The organism is Spirosoma knui (assembly GCF_054780635.1).
In genome coordinates, this window is sequence record NZ_BAAGVY010000035.1 from 1 (window position 1) to 1,209 (window position 1,209).

The window sequence follows — 1,209 nt, forward strand, 5'->3', positions numbered from 1 at the left end:
TGTAGCACCCTGAAATAGCTTGACACCAACTGTGTAAAGTTATGGCAGTGAGTCGATTGACCAACAACCGGAAAAATTACAAAACGGCTCTATTCCGACAGCGGATCATTGAGCGCCTACGCCTAGGGATGGTTACTCAACCACAGGTCTTGACCCAACTTGGTATTTCCCGTACCTTACTTCAACAGTGGAATCGAACGTACCAGCGCTATCAACTCACCTGGTGGTTCAAGCCCGCCCGTTTCCCCCGTTTTGTGATGAAAAAGCCCGTTGTTGACCCCCTTAAGGCCTTACAGCAGAAGCTGGCCGAAACCGAAGACGCTTTGCAAAAGGAGCGCTTAAAGAATCAAGCCCTACAAGCTGTCATCGAGGTAGCGGAAAATGAGTTTGATATTCCCATTCGAAAAAAGTCTGGTTCCAGGCGGTAAGGTATTTACGACTCCACCATCCCTTGGTGAGTATGCAGACACTCTGCGAACTGTTTGGAAAGAGCCGCCAGGCTTGGTATGATGAGCAGAAACGGCAGGATAAAGAGGACCTACAGGCGGCTTTGATGTTATCTGAAGTCCGACAATTACGTTTGAATTTGCCCTCGATTGGCGTGGATGTGTTACACTATCAGCTAACCGATTTCCGCCAGCAGCATGGCATTAAGATGGGCCGGGATAAGTTAGCTAACTTGCTAAGAAATAATGGGTTATTGATTGTCAAGAGAAGCAGACGCGTGAAGACTACTTGGTCTCATCATCACTACTTTAAGTATCCGAATCTAATCATAGGCAAGCAAGTAAAAGCGCCGAATTGTCTATGGGTCAGTGACATTACGTATATTTTGATTGGCCGTGGATTTGGTTATCTAAGCCTGATCACCGATGCTTACTCTCGCAAAATTGTTGGGTGGCATCTAGATGAGTCGTTACAAGCTAGTGGCTCGGTAGCCGCCCTGAAAATGGCTTTGCACACGAATAAAGGCCAATTGCGTGCTGAGCTAATTCATCACTCAGATCGAGGAGTACAATATTGTTGTCGAGACTATATAGGCTTATTAAATCATGCTAAGATAGCAATCAGTATGACCCAGACCGGAGATCCTTATGAGAATGCACTAGCTGAGCGAGTGAACCGCACCATTAAGGAAGACATGTTACAGAATCGAGGCTTTCCTAGTTTTAAACAGGCTCACGTTGCCGTTAGCCGAGCGATTGAAAG

General features: G+C 46.4%; 2 protein-coding genes. Both read left to right on the forward strand.

The features are described from left to right. Window positions 1-41: 41 nt before the first annotated feature. The gene (locus ACYVIY_RS28600) at window positions 42-428 is read left to right on the forward strand and encodes a hypothetical protein (protein ID WP_460980091.1); all 387 of its coding nucleotides are present in this window, start codon (window positions 42-44) and stop codon (window positions 426-428) included. A gap of 32 nt (window positions 429-460) precedes the next feature. Then, the coding region (locus ACYVIY_RS28605) for an IS3 family transposase (RefSeq protein ID WP_460980093.1) at window positions 461-1,209 on the forward strand (749 nt) is incomplete at its 3' end.